The 15,995-nt window shown below is 64.2% G+C and carries 13 protein-coding genes and 4 tRNA genes; 16 read left to right on the top strand and 1 reads right to left on the bottom strand.

The genetic code is table 11. The features are described 5' to 3' along the window. Positions 1-21 precede the first annotated feature (21 nt). The 16 genes from C2H86_RS19635 (at position 22) to C2H86_RS19710 (ending at position 14,727) form a co-directional block, all read left to right on the top strand. Positions 22-1,026, top strand: a complete 1,005-nt coding sequence (locus tag C2H86_RS19635; RefSeq protein WP_159409429.1) for an aspartate-semialdehyde dehydrogenase — start codon at positions 22-24, stop codon at positions 1,024-1,026. Positions 1,027-1,098: 72 nt separating this feature from the next. Further along, a complete protein-coding gene (locus C2H86_RS19640; protein WP_159409430.1) occupies positions 1,099-3,822 on the top strand; it encodes a FimV/HubP family polar landmark protein in 2,724 nt (907 codons plus the stop codon). 98 nt (positions 3,823-3,920) lie between these two features. Further along, positions 3,921-4,775: a tRNA pseudouridine(38-40) synthase TruA gene (gene truA / locus C2H86_RS19645; RefSeq protein ID WP_027919148.1), complete on the top strand. Its 855-nt coding sequence runs from the start codon at positions 3,921-3,923 to the stop codon at positions 4,773-4,775. A gap of 61 nt (positions 4,776-4,836) precedes the next feature. Beyond that, entirely contained in the window at positions 4,837-5,457 is a 621-nt protein-coding gene (locus C2H86_RS19650; protein ID WP_159409431.1) for a phosphoribosylanthranilate isomerase, read from the top strand. 222 nt (positions 5,458-5,679) lie between these two features. After that, on the top strand, positions 5,680-6,573 hold the full coding sequence (gene accD / locus C2H86_RS19655) for an acetyl-CoA carboxylase, carboxyltransferase subunit beta (protein WP_079227081.1): 894 nt from the start codon (positions 5,680-5,682) through the stop codon (positions 6,571-6,573). Continuing rightward, on the top strand, positions 6,573-7,859 hold the full coding sequence (gene folC / locus C2H86_RS19660) for a bifunctional tetrahydrofolate synthase/dihydrofolate synthase (RefSeq protein WP_159409432.1): 1,287 nt from the start codon (positions 6,573-6,575) through the stop codon (positions 7,857-7,859). Before accD ends, folC begins: the two co-directional genes overlap by 1 nt. Before the next feature lie 4 nt (positions 7,860-7,863). Next, positions 7,864-8,529 (top strand): SPOR domain-containing protein, encoded by a 666-nt coding sequence (locus C2H86_RS19665; RefSeq protein ID WP_159409433.1) that lies wholly within the window; start codon positions 7,864-7,866, stop codon positions 8,527-8,529. Positions 8,530-8,859: 330 nt separating this feature from the next. Beyond that, complete coding sequence (locus C2H86_RS19670) at positions 8,860-9,417, top strand: CvpA family protein (RefSeq protein WP_103449739.1); 558 nt, start codon at positions 8,860-8,862, stop codon at positions 9,415-9,417. 42 nt (positions 9,418-9,459) lie between these two features. Then, on the top strand, positions 9,460-10,965 hold the full coding sequence (purF, locus tag C2H86_RS19675; RefSeq protein WP_110638363.1) for an amidophosphoribosyltransferase: 1,506 nt from the start codon (positions 9,460-9,462) through the stop codon (positions 10,963-10,965). Positions 10,966-10,980: 15 nt separating this feature from the next. Further along, on the top strand, positions 10,981-12,192 hold the full coding sequence (locus C2H86_RS19680; RefSeq protein ID WP_159409434.1) for an O-succinylhomoserine sulfhydrylase: 1,212 nt from the start codon (positions 10,981-10,983) through the stop codon (positions 12,190-12,192). Further along, complete coding sequence (locus tag C2H86_RS19685; protein ID WP_163985987.1) at positions 12,192-12,962, top strand: SDR family oxidoreductase; 771 nt, start codon at positions 12,192-12,194, stop codon at positions 12,960-12,962. Before C2H86_RS19680 ends, C2H86_RS19685 begins: the two co-directional genes overlap by 1 nt. A 148-nt stretch (positions 12,963-13,110) precedes the next feature. Next, positions 13,111-13,186: transfer RNA gene (locus C2H86_RS19690), tRNA-Val, on the top strand. A 67-nt stretch (positions 13,187-13,253) separates the two neighbouring features. Further along, positions 13,254-13,330 (top strand) — tRNA-Asp (locus tag C2H86_RS19695). A gap of 98 nt (positions 13,331-13,428) precedes the next feature. Further along, a tRNA-Asp gene (locus tag C2H86_RS19700) sits at positions 13,429-13,505 on the top strand. A gap of 140 nt (positions 13,506-13,645) precedes the next feature. Next, positions 13,646-13,722, top strand: a tRNA-Asp gene (locus tag C2H86_RS19705). A 189-nt stretch (positions 13,723-13,911) separates the two neighbouring features. Beyond that, positions 13,912-14,727, top strand: a complete 816-nt coding sequence (locus C2H86_RS19710; protein WP_159409436.1) for a DUF2242 domain-containing protein — start codon at positions 13,912-13,914, stop codon at positions 14,725-14,727. A 224-nt stretch (positions 14,728-14,951) separates the two neighbouring features. On the opposite strand, the gene C2H86_RS19715 is transcribed toward C2H86_RS19710, so the two are convergent. Continuing rightward, a complete protein-coding gene (locus tag C2H86_RS19715; protein WP_159409437.1) occupies positions 14,952-15,992 on the bottom strand; it encodes an AraC family transcriptional regulator in 1,041 nt (346 codons plus the stop codon). Positions 15,993-15,995 lie beyond the last annotated feature (3 nt).

A 15,995-nucleotide genomic window follows, 5' to 3' on the forward strand; every position in this document is an offset into this window, starting at 1 on the left:
ATCAGCAAAAGGATCTCTACCATGACCACCCCCCTGGACATCGCCGTCGTCGGCGCAACCGGCAGCGTCGGTGAAACCCTCGTGCAGATCCTCGAAGAACTGGCCTTCCCGGTCGGCACCCTGCATCTGCTGGCCAGCATGGAATCGGCGGGCAGCAGCGTGATGTTCGCCGGCAAGAAGCTTAAGGTGCGTGAGGTCGACAGCTTCGACTTCGCCCAGGTCAAACTGGCCTTCTTCGCCGCCAGCCCGGCCGTCAGCCGCAGCTTTGCCAGCAAGGCCGAGCAGGCCGGCTGCACGGTCATCGACCTTTCCGGTGGCCTGGAAGATGCCCTGGCCGTGGTCCCGGAGGCCAATGGCGACAGCCTTGCCACATTGAACCTGCCAGCACGCATTACCAGCCCCAGCTGCGCAGCCGTTGCCGTGGCGGTTGCCCTGGCACCGCTCAAGGCTCAGCTGGATATCGAACGGGTGCAGGTCATGGCCGCCCTGGCGGTGTCCGCGCAAGGCCGCGAAGCGGTCAGCGAACTGGCCCGGCAAACCGCCGAGCTGCTCAACGCCCGCCCACTGGAGCCACGTTTCTTCGATCGGCAGATGGCCTTCAACGTGCTGGCCCAGGTCGGTGCCGTCGACGAGCAGGGGCACACTGCCGTGGAACGTCGTCTGGTTGGCGAACTGCGCGTGCTGCTGGGCCTGCCGGAGCTGAAGATTTCCGTGAGCTGCATTCAAGTCCCGGTGTTTTTCGGCGATAGCTTCAGTGTGGCGGTGCAGAGTGGTCGCCCGGTCGATCTGGCGCAGGTCAACCAGGCACTGGAACACGCCGAAAGTGTCGAACTGGTGGAAAACGATGATTATCCGACCCCGGTCGGTGACGCAGTCGGCCAAGACGTGGTCTATGTTGGTCGTGTACGCCATGGAATTGACGAAAACCAGCAGCTCAACCTCTGGTTGACCACCGACAATGTGCGCAAGGGCGCTGCTTTGAACGCCGTGCAGGTGGCGCAATTGTTGATTAAACACATGGCGTAAAAGATACTGGCGAGCACTTTTGTCCCGCGCCGCACGCAGGTTTTCGGGACGATTCATACAAGGGAAGAGGTCATGCTTCGAATTCGCAAACTGGTTCTGGCCATGGCGGCAGCGTCGGCGCTGACGTCGGGCATGGCGAATGCCCTGGGGTTGGGTGAACTGACATTGAAGTCAGCACAGAACCAGCCTCTGGACGCCGAGATCGAACTGCTCGACGTGCGCGACCTCACCGCAGCCGAAGTGGCGCCGAGCCTGGCGCCACCGGAAGAGTTCAGCAAGGCCGGGGTGGAGTTTCCGAGCTACCTCGAAGACCTGACCTTCACCCCGGTGATCAACCCCAACGGCAAGAGCGTGCTGCGGGTTACCTCCAGCCAGCCACTGCCCGGTACGGTGGTCAAGTTCCTGGTTCAAGTCATGTGGCCCCAGGGTCGCCTGCTGCGTGACTACAGCGTGCTGCTCGACCAGGCCAAGGCCCAGGGCCAGCAGCCTGCTGCGGCCAATGTCAACCCGGCCACCAGCAGCGCAGGCAGCTACACCACCAAGCGCCGCGACACCCTGTGGCAGATCGCCGCCCGCAACACCCAGGGCGGTGGCTCGGTGCAGCAGACCATGATCGCCATCCAGGCGCTCAACCCGGATGCCTTCATCGGCAACAACATCAACCAGCTGAAGGTTGGCCAGGTCCTGCGCCTGCCCGACCAGCAGCAGGTTCAGAGTATTCCCCAGGCCGAAGCCAATCGAGAAGTGGCCGAGCAGTACGCGGCCTGGCGTGAAGGCCGGCGCCTGGGGCCGCGTGCGCGGCAGCTGGATGCCACCCGCCGTGGTGCCGCCGATGCGGCGCCCGATCGTATCGCCCAAGGCGACAACCTGCGCCTGGTCAGCCCTGGTAACCAGGCTGGCGGCAACAGTGCCAAGGCCGTCAGCGACAAGCTGGCGGTGGCCCAGGAGAGCCTGGACACCAGCCGTCGTGACAACGACGAACTGAAGAGCCGGGTGAGCGACCTGCAGAGCCAGATGGACAAGCTGCAGAAGCTGATCCAGCTGAAGAATGACCAGTTGGCGCGCTTGGAAGCCCAGGGCGCGGCACCTGAAGCCCCGCTTGCGGGCACCTTGCCCGGTGAGCCGGCCCCTGTGCAGGCCCCTGCGGCAGATGCAGCACCGGCCGAGCCTGTGGTCGCACCGGCCCCGGCCGCTGCCGATACGGCTCCGGCTGCAGCCCCCGCCGACGAGGCTGCACCTGCGCAACCAGGCGGCATCGACGAGATGCTGGCCAACCCTGTGGTGCTGGGCCTGATCGCCGGTTCCGCGTTCCTCGTGCTGCTGCTCCTGCTGTTGCTGCTGGCGCGCAAGCGCAAAGCCCAGCAGGAAGCGGAAAAACACCTGCGCATGGCCCGCGCGCTGGCCGATGAGGGCGAGCGCAGCCCGGATCTCGACCTGCCACCAAGCAGCTTCGACGAGCTGGAAGTGTCTGCGCCGAGCGTCACCCTGTCGCCTGCCGTTGTGGCGGCTTCTGCTGCCGCTGCCGTGGCTGCGGAAAAACCAGCTGCTCCCGCGCCTGTTGCCCCGGTTGCCGAGCCCGAGCCGGTACAGGACCCGAATGCCGAACTGCTGGCTGAAGTTGATCTGAGTCTGTCGCGTGGTCGCCTGAATCACGCGGCCGACCTGCTGGAAACAGCTGTGGCGGCGCAGCCGGAAAACGACACCTTGCGCCTCAAGCTGATGGATGTCTACGCCCGCCAGGGCGACCACAGCGCCTTCGTCGAGCAGGAGCGCAAGCTGCCTGGCAACGAAGCGAACACTGCACAGGTCAACAGCCTCAAGGAGCGCTACCCGGCCATGCTGGGGCTCGCTGCCGCCGCCGTTGGCGTGGGTGCTGCGGCACTGGCCGCCGAAATGGACGAGCAGTATGTGCAGGAGTTGCTTCAGGAAGAGCCGCAAGCAGAAGCAGAACCTGAAGTGGCACCTGAGCCGCAGGCAGTCGTCGAGCAAGAGCCGGCAACTGAGCCAGCAGCTGAACCTGAGCTCGAAGCAGCCGCCGAGGCGTTCACCGAGACCTCGGTACTCGATGATAACGACCTGGACAGCGCCTTCGACCTGAGCCTGGGTGATGATCTGCCGGTTGATGATCATCTCGAGCCGCCGATGGTGGATGAGGCGCCACTGGCCGAGGCTCAGGTGGAAGCCGAGCCGGCAGCCGTTGTGCCGGAAACCGATGCCGATGACGATTTCGAAGCCTTGCTGGCCCAGGCTCAGGCTGAGCCGCAGAGTGTTGACGACCTGGCTGATTTCGACCTGGCCGATTTCGATCTGGACAGTGGCGAAACGGCTGCTCCAGTTGCCCCGGATGCGGTGGAAGAAGAGCCGGTGGACGTTGCCGCCGAACTGGCGGCCTTCGACGCCATCCCGGAGTTCGACCCGATTTCCGAGCTGGAGCTGCCGGACGACTTCGACCTGTCGCTGTCGCTGGATGACGACTCGCCAGCAGCCAAGAGCTTTGCCTCGGAGCTGAGCGACGTCAACGCCGAGCTCGACAAGCTGTCGCAAAGCCTGGAATCGCCATCGCTGGAGCCGCACTTCACCGCCGAGGACGCTGCAGCCGAGCCCGAGCCGCTGGATGACCTCGACTTCGACTTCTTCTCCGGTGCCGATGAAGTAGCGACCAAGCTCGACCTGGCGCGCGCCTACATCGACATGGGCGACCACCAGGGCGCCCGTGACATCCTCGACGAAGTGGTCAAGGATGGTGATGACGGCCAGCGTCAGGAAGCCGAAGAGATGCTCTCGCGCCTGGTCTGATTCCGCTTCAGGCAGCAACAACCACGACGGCAGCCCAACAGGGCTGCCGTTGTCGTTATAATCCCCGCCATTCCGTATCACCCACAGGTTTCACGCTCTTGGACATCATCGACACTGCCGCCACCGAATCGGCCGCCGAAGGCTTCACCCGCATTGCCCTGGGTGTGGAATACAAGGGCTCGCGCTACCGCGGCTGGCAGCGCCAGGCCAGCGGCGTGCCCAGCGTCCAGCAGGCCCTCGAGCAGGCGCTGTCGAAGGTGGCCGACGAGCCGATCAGTGTCATCTGCGCCGGGCGCACCGATGCCGGCGTGCACGGCTGCGGGCAGATCGTGCATTTCGACACCCGCGCCGTGCGTGACGAGCGTGCCTGGACCCTGGGCACCAATTTCAACCTGCCCCACGACATCAGCGTGGTCTGGTCGCGGCCGATGCCGGCCGACTTCCATGCGCGCTTCAAGGCCTGTGCCCGGCGCTACCGGTACGTGATCTACAACGATCCGATCCGCCCCGCGCACCTGGCCGAGGAAGTGACCTGGAACCACCGCCCGCTGGACGTCGAGCGCATGGCCCAGGCAGCCCAGTACCTGCTCGGTACCCATGACTTCAGCGCCTTTCGTGCCAGCCAGTGCCAGGCCAAGTCGCCGATCAAGCACATTCATCACCTGCGCGTGACCCGCCACGGTCAGATGATCGTGCTGGACGTGCGAGCCACTGCCTTCCTGCACCATATGGTGCGCAACATTGCCGGCGTACTGATGACCATCGGTGCCGGTGAGCGCCCGGTCGAATGGGCGCGCGAGGTGCTGGAAGGGCGCAACCGCCGCGAGGGCGGAGTAACCGCGCACCCTTACGGCTTGTACCTGGTGCAAGTGGAGTACCCGGAAGAGTTCCAGCTGCCGCAGCGTTACATCGGCCCACACTTTTTGACCGGTTATGAGGCGTTGGCCGACTGACGCGTCAAAAGTCATTTGCTAACATCGGGCCCCTCACAAGATCACTCAGGGTTTGCAGTCCATGAGCAACGTTCGCAGCAAGATCTGCGGGATCACCCGCATCGAAGACGCGCTGGCCGCCGCCGAGGCGGGGGCCGATGCCATCGGTTTCGTCTTCTATGCCAAGAGCCCGCGTGCCGTGGACGTACGCCAGGCACGGGCGATCATTGCCGAGCTGCCGCCGTTCGTGACCACGGTCGGGTTATTCGTCAACGCCTCGCGTTGCGAGCTGAACGAGATTCTCGAGGTGGTGCCGCTGGACCTGCTACAGTTTCACGGCGACGAAACCCCGGCCGATTGCGAAGGTTTTCATCGGCCCTGGATCAAGGCGCTGCGCGTGCGCCCGGGCGATGACCTGGAAGCCGCCTGCCAGCACTATGCCGGCGCTCGCGGCATTCTCCTCGACACCTACGTGGCCGGCGTACCTGGCGGTACCGGCGAGGCCTTCGACTGGTCACTGGTGCCGGCGCGGCTGAGCAAGCCGATCATCCTCGCGGGCGGGCTGTCGGCCGATAACGTTGGCCAGGCGATCGCCCAGGTGCGGCCGTATGCGGTGGACGTCAGTGGCGGCGTGGAGCAGGCCAAGGGCATCAAGGATGCGGCGAAGATCGAAGCCTTCATGCGTGCGGTGAAGCAGGCGTGACGGCAGATGTGACGGCTGGCGGCGCGCCATCGTCCATAGGTTTCGCAGCCCTGCGGGGCGGCCAGCGGCATGCCGTATGGCCACAACACAGATTGAAGACGGCGCGGTGCGCAGGCAGCCCCTGTGGCCGGGCCGTCATCGTTTCATAGAAGAATTTGAGCTCAAGGGCAGGGCATGGCCGGCCAGTCCGGTCCCCGTCCGCCAATACTGGAGAAAGAAAGCATGAGCAACTGGTTAGTCGACAAACTGATCCCTTCGATCATGCGTTCCGAGGTGAAGAAGAGCTCGGTGCCGGAAGGCCTGTGGCACAAGTGCCCGGCCTGCGAGGCCGTGCTGTATCGTCCGGAGCTGGAAAAGACCCTGGATGTCTGCCCCAAGTGCAACCACCACATGCGCATCGGCGCACGTGCCCGCATCGACATCTTCCTCGACCCGGAAGGCCGCGCCGAACTGGGCGCCGATCTGGAGCCGGTCGACCGCCTGAAGTTCCGTGACGGCAAGAAGTACAAGGACCGCCTGGTCGGTGCGCAGAAGCAAACCGGCGAAAAAGACGCCCTGATCTCCATGAGCGGTACCCTGATGGGCATGCCGATCGTGGTCAGCGCCTTCGAGTTCTCGTTCATGGGTGGTTCCATGGGTGCCATCGTCGGTGAGCGTTTCGTGCGTGCCGCCAACTATGCCCTGGAAAACCGCTGCCCGATGGTCTGCTTCTCCGCCTCCGGCGGTGCGCGCATGCAGGAAGCGCTGATCTCGCTGATGCAGATGGCCAAGACTTCGGCCGTGCTGGCACGCCTGCGCGAAGAAGGCATTCCGTTCATCTCGGTGCTGACCGACCCGGTCTACGGCGGTGTTTCCGCCAGCCTGGCAATGCTTGGCGACGTGATCGTCGGTGAGCCGAAGGCCCTGATCGGCTTTGCCGGCCCACGCGTGATCGAGCAGACCGTGCGCGAAAAACTGCCAGAGGGCTTCCAGCGCAGCGAGTTCCTGCTGGAGCACGGTGCCATTGACCTGATCATCTCCCGTGGCGACCTGCGTCCGCGTCTGGCTCGTCTGCTGGCGCAGATGACCGGCCAGGAAACGCCGGAGCAGGCCCGCGAGGTCGCTGCGGTCGCGTGATGAGACAACGATCCCTGGGCGAGTGGCTCGCCTACCTCGAGCAGTTGCACCCTTCGGCCATCGATATGGGCCTGGAGCGGTCGCAGAAGGTGCTTGCCCGGCTGACGCTGGGCAAGCTGGCGCCACGGGTGGTCACGGTGACTGGCACCAACGGCAAGGGCTCGACCTGCGCCTTCGTGGCCTCGTTGCTGCGGGCCCAGGGGCTGAAGGTGGGCGTGTACAGCTCGCCCCACCTGTTGCGTTACAACGAACGGGTCCTGATCGATGGCCAGGAAGCCAGCGATGAGCGCCTGTGCGAGGCCTTTGCCGCCGTCGAGGCGGCGCGGGGCGATATTTCCCTGACCTACTTCGAGATGGGCACGCTGGCAGCGTTCTGGTTGTTCTACCAGTCGCAGCTGGATGCCGTGGTGCTCGAAGTGGGGCTCGGTGGCCGCCTGGACACCGTGAACGTGGTGGATGCCGACCTGGCGCTGGTCACCAGCATCGGCGTCGACCATGTCGACTACCTGGGCGATACCCGTGAGCTGGTGGCCTTCGAGAAGGCCGGCATCTTCCGCCAGGGCAAGCCGGCGCTGTGCGGCGACCTCGACCCGCCGCAGCCGTTGCTGGACAAGGCCGCCGAACTGGCGGCGCCACTGTTCCTGCGCGGCCGCGATTTCGATCTGGCAAACCATGAAGGTGGTTGGGACTGGCGCGGCGTCGCTGCAGACGGCAAGCCGGTAGCGTTGCACGGTCTGCCACTGCTCGACCTGCCCATGGAGAACGCCACCCTGGCCCTGCAGGCCTATCTGTTGATGGGCTTGCCGTGGGACGCTGGGCAGATCCGTCAGGCCTTGCTCGACACCCGCATCACCGGCCGCCTCGACCGTCGCCAACTGACCTGGCAGGGCAGTGCTGTTGAGCTGCTGCTGGATGTCGGGCACAACCCGCACGCTGCGGAGTATCTGGCCCGTCGTCTGGCTGCGCGTCCTCTGAAAGGCCGGCGCCTGGCAGTGTTCGGCCTGCTCGCCGACAAGGACCTGCAGGGCGTCATCGCGCCGCTGCACGGGTTGGTGGATGACTGGGCGGTAGCGCCTCTGCACACGCCGCGCAGCCGTCCGGCTGCCGAATTGGTCGCTGCCTTGACGAACCATGGTGCTGCGGTGAAGTCTTACGCCAGCGTCGACGCCGCCCTTGAGGGGCAATGCGCGCAGGCGACGGCGGATGATCAGATTCTGCTGTTCGGTTCGTTTTTCTGTGTCGCCGAGGCCCTGGAATGGCTGGAGCGGCAGGCCCTGGAGGGGTGACTAGATGGCAGTGCTGGACAAAGGGATGAAACAGCGCATGGTGGGTGCGTTGGTGCTGGTGGCGCTGGCGGTGATTTTCCTGCCGATGCTGTTCACCCGCCAGGACGAGATGCGCCAGGTGCGGGTCGACGCCCCGCAGGCGCCGGCCATGCCGACCCTGCCGGAGGTCAAGGTGGAACAGGTGGCGGTACCTGAGCCACAGCCTCTGCCTGAGCAATCCGAACAGCCCGAGCAGCCGCCAGTGGTGGTCAACGAGTCGACGGCGCCGATGAGGACGCCGAGCCAGCCGATCACGCCGTCGCCGCAGGCTCAGCCCCAGGTGCAAGCCCAGGCCAAACCGCAGACGCCTGTGCCAGCGCCGGCACCTGTTGCCAAGCCGGCCGCGCCAGTGGCAACTGCGCCTGCGCCGTCGAAGATCGATGTCAATGGCCTGCCGGTGAGCTGGTCGATCCAGCTGGCCAGCCTGTCCAGCCGGGCCGGCGCCGAGAACCTGCAGAAGACCCTGCGCAGCCAGGGCTACAACGCCTACATCCGCTCGGCCGGTGGCATGAACCGGGTGTATGTCGGGCCGTTGATCGAGCGCGCCGAGGCTGACAAACTGCGCGAAACGATCAACCGCCAGCAGAAGCTCAATGGCTTCGTGGTGCGCTTCCAGCCCGAAAAAGGCTGAGCACGGGTCAGCGTTGTTCCAGTAGAAGCAACTGTCCTGGTCAAATGCTTAAAGCTGGCGCGATCCCTGTGGGAGCCGCGCTTGCCGGCGATGGGCCGCAAAGCGGCCCCATAGTTTCATGGTTGTTGCATAAATTGCCGGGGCCGCTTCGCGGCCCATCGCCGGCAAGCGCGGCTCCCACAAGTACAGCGCAGGCCTGGACGCCGGTGATACCTCTGTGGGAGCGACGCAGGCCTGAAAACCTGACTCAGGGATCCACCTGACATTCCGCTTACTCCCGGCCTTTCGCTCTGGTAAAATGCGCCGCCTCAAACGTCTGCAGGCAGCACCGTGGCCTTTACTCTGGTTGATTGGGCGATCATCGCGATCATCGCCGTCTCCGCACTGATCAGTCTCAAGCGCGGCTTCGTCAAGGAAGCCTTGTCCCTGCTCATCTGGATCGTTGCAGGGGCGGTCGCCTGGATGTTCGGTGGGTCGCTTTCGGTGTACCTTGAAAGCTATATCCAGACGCCGTCGATGCGCACCATCGCCGGCTGCGCCATTCTTTTCGTCGCCACCCTGCTCGTGGGGGCCATGCTCAACTTTCTTATCGGCGAGCTGATCCGCGTGACCGGGTTGTCCGGCACCGATCGTTTCCTCGGCATGGCCTTCGGTGCCGCACGCGGGGGCTTGCTGGTGGTGGTGGCCGTCGGCCTGCTCAGTCTGGGGCCGGTGCAGCAAGACACCTGGTGGCAGGAATCACGCCTGATACCACAGTTTCTATTGGTCGCTGACTGGTCGAAAAACCTGATCCTGGGTTTCACCGGTCAGTGGACTCCCAGTGGGCTGATCAGCGCTCCGGCTGATCTTCCATTCAAGGAGCAGTTGCTCGGGCCGGCAAAGCCCTGAGCGCTGTTCGTTCAAGTTTCATCAAAGTAGGGGTTGCGTCGCATGTGTGGCATCGTCGGTATCGTCGGTAAGTCGAACGTCAATCAGGCGCTGTATGACGCGCTTACGGTCCTCCAGCACCGCGGCCAGGACGCTGCCGGTATCGTGACCAGCCACGACGGCCGGTTGTTCCTGCGCAAGGATAATGGCCTGGTGCGTGACGTCTTCCAGCAGCGCCACATGCAGCGCCTGGTCGGCAGCATCGGCATCGGTCACGTGCGCTACCCGACCGCGGGCAGCTCGACTTCGGCCGAAGCCCAGCCGTTCTACGTCAACTCGCCGTACGGCATTACCCTGGCGCACAACGGCAACCTGACCAATGTCGAGCAGCTGGCCAAGGAGATCTACGAGTCCGACCTGCGCCACGTCAACACCAATTCCGACTCGGAAGTGCTGCTGAACGTGTTCGCCCATGAGCTGGCCGTGCGTGGCAAGCTGCAGCCGACCGAGGAAGACGTGTTCGCCGCCGTTTCCCACGTGCACAGCCGTTGCGTCGGTGGTTACGCAGTAGTCGCGATGATCACCGGCTATGGCATCGTCGGCTTCCGTGACCCGAACGGCATCCGCCCGGTGGTATTCGGCCAGCGTCACACCGACGAAGGCGTGGAATACATGATCGCCTCGGAAAGCGTCGCCCTCGACGTCCTCGGCTTCACCCTGATCCGCGACCTGGCGCCGGGCGAAGCGGTGTACATCACCGAAGAAGGCCAGCTGTTCACCAAGCAGTGCGCCGACGCACCGAAGCTGCAGCCGTGCATTTTCGAGCACGTCTACCTGGCCCGCCCGGACTCGATCATCGACGGTATCTCGGTGTACAAGGCCCGTCTGCGCATGGGCGAAAAGCTCGCCGACAAGATCATGCGCGAGCGCCCCGAGCACGACATCGACGTGGTCATCCCGATCCCGGACACCAGCCGCACTGCCGCGCTGGAGCTGGCCAACCGTCTGGGCGTGAAATTCCGCGAAGGCTTCGTCAAGAACCGCTACATCGGCCGTACCTTCATCATGCCTGGCCAGGCCGCACGCAAGAAGTCGGTGCGCCAGAAACTCAACGCAATCGAGCTGGAATTCCGCGGCAAGAACGTGATGCTGGTGGACGACTCGATCGTGCGCGGCACCACCTGCAAGCAGATCATCCAGATGGCCCGTGAAGCCGGCGCCAAGAATGTCTACTTCTGCTCCGCAGCCCCTGCGGTGCGCTACCCCAACGTCTACGGCATCGACATGCCGAGTGTTCACGAACTGATCGCCCACAACCGTACCACCGAACAGGTGGCCGAGTTGATCGGCGCCGACTGGCTGGTCTACCAGGACCTGCCGGACCTGATCGACTCGGTCGGTGGCGGCAAGATCAAGATCGATCACTTCGATTGCGCGGTGTTCAACGGTGAATACGTCACCGGCGACATCGACGAAGCCTACCTTGACCGTATCGAGCAGGCCCGTAACGACCTGGCCAAGGTCAAGAACCAGGCGGTCAGCGCGATCATCGACCTCTACAACAACTGATTTGGGAGCGACGGCATGACGGATCAATGGGATGCCGGACGACTGGACAGTGACCTCGAGGGTGTCGGTTTCGACACCCTGGCGGTGCGCGCCGGTCAAAACCGTACACCGGAGGCCGAGCACAGCGAAGCGCTGTTCCTGACCTCCAGCTATGTGTTCCGCACGGCGGCCGATGCCGCTGCGCGCTTTGCCGGCGAAACGCCGGGCAACGTCTACTCGCGCTATACCAACCCGTCCGTGCGTGCGTTCGAAGAGCGCCTGGCGGCAATGGAAGGCGCCGAGCAGGCCGTGGGCACCTCCACCGGCATGGCGGCGATCCTTGCCGTAGTCATGTCGCTGTGCAGTGCCGGCGACCACGTACTGGTGTCGCAGAGCGTATTCGGCTCGACCATCAGCCTGTTCGAGAAGTACTTCAAGCGCTTCGGTGTGCAGGTGGACTACGTGCCACTGGTCAATCTTGCTGGCTGGGAAAAGGCCATCAAGGCCAACACCAAGCTGCTGATCGTAGAGTCCCCCTCCAACCCGCTGGCCGAGTTGGTGGATATTCCTGCACTGGCTGAAATTGCCCACGCCCGTGGTGCCATGCTGGTGGTGGACAACTGCTTCAGCACCCCGGCCTTGCAGCAGCCGCTCAAGCTGGGTGCCGACATCGTGTTCCACTCGGCCACCAAGTTCATCGACGGCCAGGGCCGTTGCATGGGTGGCGTGGTCGCCGGCCGTGCCGAGCAGATGAAAGAAGTGGTGGGCTTCCTGCGTACTGCCGGGCCGACCCTTAGCCCGTTCAACGCCTGGATCTTCACCAAAGGCCTGGAAACCCTCAAGCTGCGCATGCGTGCGCACTGCGAGAGCGCGCAGATCCTGGCGCAATGGCTGGAGCAACAAGAGGGCGTGGAGAAGGTGCATTACGCCGGCTTGCCGAGCCACCCGCAGCACGAACTGGCCAAGCGCCAGATGAGCGGCTTCGGTGCGGTGGTCAGCTTCGAGGTCAAGGGTGGCAAAGAGGGCGCCTGGCGCTTCATCGACGCGACCCGGGTGATCTCGATCACCACCAACCTCGGCGACAGCAAGACCACCATCGCCCACCCGGCCACCACCTCCCACGGCCGCCTGACGCCGCAGGAGCGTGAGGCTGCGGGCATCCGCGACAGCCTGATCCGGGTTGCCGTGGGCCTGGAAGACGTGGCCGACCTGCAGGCGGATCTCGCCCGTGGGCTGGCGGCGCTGTGATGGAAATCCGCGGCGGTGTACCCGGCCATAATGGTCGGGTTGCCCTGGTCACCGGTGCCGCCCGCGGCATCGGCCTGGGCATTGCCGCCTGGCTGATCTGCGAAGGTTGGCAAGTGGTGCTCAGCGACCTCGACCGCCAGCGCGGTGCCAAGGTCGCCAAGGCCCTGGGCGATAACGCCTGGTTCATCACCATGGACGTGGCCGACGAGGCCCAGGTCAGCGCCGGGGTGTCCGAGGTGCTCGGCCAATTCGGGCGTCTGGATGCGCTGGTGTGCAACGCGGCGATCGCCAACCCGCACAACCAGACCCTGGAAAGCCTGAGCCTGGCGCAGTGGAACCGGGTGCTGGCGGTCAACCTCAATGGCCCGATGTTGCTGGCCAAGCATTGTGCGCCGTACTTGCGTGCGCACAATGGTGCGATCGTCAACCTGACCTCGACCCGTGCCCGGCAGTCCGAACCGGACACTGAGGCCTATGCGGCGAGCAAAGGCGGACTGGTGGCCTTGACCCATGCCCTGGCCATGAGCCTGGGCCCGGAGATCCGCGTCAATGCGGTGAGCCCGGGCTGGATCGATGCCCGTGACCCGTCCCAGCGCCGTGCCGAGCCCTTGACCGAGGCCGACCATGCCCAGCATCCGACGGGCAGGGTAGGGACGGTGGAGGATGTGGCGGCCATGGTCGCCTGGCTGCTGTCGCGCCAGGCCGGGTTCGTCACTGGCCAGGAGTTCGTGGTCGACGGCGGCATGACCCGCAAGATGATCTACACCTGAGCAGACTGCAGTAAGGGAAGGGGACCGAAAGGTCCCTTTTCCGTTTTTACCTTTTTTGAAAAAAATTCAACGGGGCTATTGACTTAGCATCGCCACCTGCGTAAATTTCGCGGCCTCAGCGAAGCAAACGCAACAAGCAACATCGCGAGGGTGATTAGCTCAGCCGGGAGAGCATCTGCCTTACAAGCAGAGGGTCGGCGGTTCGATCCCGTCATCACCCACCACTTCCTGAGATTGTTTCTAGCGCTGGACGCTTCTGATGAAGTCGACGGCCGGAGAGAAACGCACTGCGCAGCGGTAGTTCAGTCGGTTAGAATACCGGCCTGTCACGCCGGGGGTCGCGGGTTCGAGTCCCGTCCGCTGCGCCATTTTTAGTAACAGATGGGTGCCTGGCACCGGTCTGAAGCCAAAGGCGAAATGCCTGAAGCTGATCCCAGTTTCAATCGGGCGCAAGCCTGAACGATACGCAGCGGTAGTTCAGTCGGTTAGAATACCGGCCTGTCACGCCGGGGGTCGCGGGTTCGAGTCCCGTCCGCTGCGCCATCTTCGTTTCGAGGTCCCTAGAACACCTTGAAGCAAACACAAATGAAGCGATCACACGTCGCTTTTTTTGTGCCTGCCCTGAGGCCATCGCGCCGGAAGGGCGGACCCAGGTTTCAATCGGGCGAAAGCCTGAATGATACGCAGCGGTAGTTCAGTCGGTTAGAATACCGGCCTGTCACGCCGGGGGTCGCGGGTTCGAGTCCCGTCCGCTGCGCCATCTTCGCCTCAAGGCCCCTTGAACGCCTTGAAGCAACGAGAAAGCGACCTTCTGGTCGCTTTTTTCGTTTCTGTGTCCTGTCGGCGACCAGATTTACACGAACCTGACAGGTTCTTCACCGATCAATGGTTCCTGTGCTTGCCTGCAGTGATGCACAATAGGCATCTTTTGACTTACCCGGAATTCGCAATGGCCAGATCATCCGTCTTTGGTGCGCTCGGGCTGGCCCTGGTGCTGGCGGGCGTGACCGGTTGCTCTTCGAAGAAAGCTGCCATCTACGAGCACGAGAACTTCGACGACTCGGGGACCTACTCGCGCAGCTTCCCGGTGACCGATGCCGGCTCCTGCGAGGCGGCTCGCCGTGCGTTGCTCAGCCAGGGCTACATCATCACCAGCAGTGGCGCCAACCAGGTGATGGGCAACAAGAGCTTCCAGCAGAACAGCGAAAACCACCTGCAGATCAGCTTCAACGTGACCTGTGCGCCAGACGTCAACGACGATAAGCGTTCGACCATGTTCGCCAACGCCCTGCAGGACCGTTACAGCCTGAAGAAGTCCAACAGCTCCGCCAGCCTGGGGGTCGGCGTGCTCGGCTCGGTATCGATGCCGATCGGCTCCAGCGATGACTCGATGGTCAAGGTCGCCAGCGAGACGGTGACGGCGGCGCAGTTCTACGACCGTTACTTCGCTTTGGTCGAAAGCTTCCTGCCGAAACCGAAGAAAGTCGCCAAGGCCAAGGTCGAAGCGCCTGTGGTCAAGCCCGAAAAGCCAGCGCCTGACCTGGGCTTGCCGGAGCAGGCCTCGGCGGCTCCGGCCGTTGCAGCGCCAGCAGCTGCGCCACTGGTTGACGCCACGCCGGAACCTGCGGCGGTTGCACCTGCCAGTGAAGCCGCGGCCAAGCCGGTGGTCGATGACAGCCAGAGCTCGCAACCGGTGGCACCGCCAGTGGAAGCCGCACCGATTCAGGTGCAGCAGGACGCGCAGCCTGCACCGTCGTCGCTTTAATTCGCTGTTACAGATGAGCGGCGATAACTTCCTGAACACCTGCTACGTTTACCACTCATGAGCTTGTCATCATTCCTTCACCCGGCCCGCTTAGGTTGAAGACATGACCAACGAAGACAGATGAGAAGAGGACGCAGGGCGATGGATGACTATCAGGAAGAGCTGCTCGACTTTCAGGCTTACGAACTGGATCCGCCGGAACCGGCAGACGACGCCACAGAGCTTTAACCTGCCCGCCGCTGGCTGCGGCGAAACTCCCCCGGCGTAAGGCCCGTCCAGCGCTTGAATGCGCGCTGGAAGGCTTCTGCCGATGCAAACCCCAACAGATAGGCGATCTCGCCAAAGGCCAGCTCCGTATCGCGGATGTAGGCCTCGGCGAGGTCGCGTCGCGTGTCGTTGAGCAGGTCGCGAAAGCGTGTGCCTTCTTCGGCCAGTTTGCGCCGCAGTGTCCAGGTGGGCAGTTGCAGGTGCAATGCCACTTCTTCGAGGTCCGGCTCACGGCCGCCATTGAGCAACGGGCCGAGCAGGTAAGTAATGCGTTCGCCCAGGCTGCGTACCCGAGTGCGCTGGAGCATTTCCGCTTCGCACAACTGCTGCAGATGGCCGAAGGTGCTCGGGCAGTGCTGTGGATTGGCCTGCTCGAGCGTGCTGCGGCTCAGCCGCAAGCGGTTGGCGCTGGCGCCGAATTGCACGGGTGTGGAGCAAAGGGGCTGGTAGCCGGCGGCGTAGTCGGGCGCATCGAATTCGACCTCCAGACGCTCGGCCTGCAAGGGGGCGCCAGCCAGGGCGGCGAGCTGCGCCAGCCAGCCGGCCAGCAGCGAATCGACCACGAAGCGGTTGTAGTCGTTGTAGGGGCTGATCGAGTAGAAACGCAGCCATGCGCCCTGGGCGTCTTCCTGATAGCTGGAATGGCCACGGTAGTTGGCGGCGTATAGTGGCTCGAAACGCAGCAGCGTACGCGCCGCCTCGCCCAGGGTAGGGGCCTGGGCTGCCGTGACGCCGGCCAGCCCGGCCTGGGCCAGGCGACTCAGGCGCCCCATGCGCAGGCCCAGCGCTGGCTCGCCACACAGCGCGATGGCCGCATGCCCAAGGTGCATGTAGCGCGGGATCGACAGGCGCGCGCCAGCTTCGGCCAGGCGTGCGCTATCGAGCCCGTAGCGCTGAAGCAGCGGCACCGGATCATGACCTAGCTCGCGCAGGGCTTCGGCCAGGGGCTGGACGAAACCCACCGAAAGGTCGCCCAGGCGCACGCGGGGGCGGCTCACGTG

The organism is Pseudomonas putida, from assembly GCF_009883635.2.
In the GTDB taxonomy this organism is placed as follows: Bacteria; Pseudomonadota; Gammaproteobacteria; order Pseudomonadales; family Pseudomonadaceae; genus Aquipseudomonas; species Aquipseudomonas putida_W.